This window comes from Mesorhizobium sp. M1E.F.Ca.ET.063.01.1.1 (assembly GCF_003998155.1).
GTDB lineage: Bacteria > Pseudomonadota > Alphaproteobacteria > Rhizobiales > Rhizobiaceae > Mesorhizobium.
This window is the reverse complement of sequence record NZ_RZSC01001702.1, coordinates 1-412: the sequence shown is the minus strand read 5'-3', so window position 1 is coordinate 412 and position 412 is coordinate 1. Positions and strand designations below refer to the sequence as shown.

The 412-nt window shown below is 67.7% G+C and carries 1 protein-coding gene; it reads left to right on the top strand.

Going from position 1 to position 412, the window contains the following annotated elements:
* A partial coding sequence (locus tag EOA29_RS40500) for an aldehyde dehydrogenase family protein (protein WP_127222612.1) occupies positions 1 to 412 on the top strand: 412 nt, incomplete at both ends.

Below are 412 nucleotides of genomic sequence, written 5' to 3'. Positions count from 1 at the left end.
AACGGACTCCATATCGAGCGCGTGCGCACGCCGCTCGGCGTCGTCGGCGTCATCTATGAGAGCCGGCCGAATGTGACGGCCGATGCCGGCGCGCTCTGCCTGAAGGCCGGCAATCCGGTGATCCTGCGCGGCGGCTCGGATTCGCTCAACTCGTCCGCGGCGATCCATGCCTGCCTGGTCGAGGGGCTGAAAGCGGCCGGCCTGCCGCAGGATGCGATCCAGCTGGTGCCGACCACCGACCGCGCCGCCGTCGGCGAGATGCTGAAAGGCCTCGGCGGCAATCTCGACGTGATCATTCCGCGCGGCGGCCGCAGCCTGGTCGAGCGTGTGCAGAGCGAGGCGCGGGTGCCGGTCTTTGCCCATCTCGAAGGCATTTGCCATGTCTATGTCGATCGATCGGCCGATCTCGACA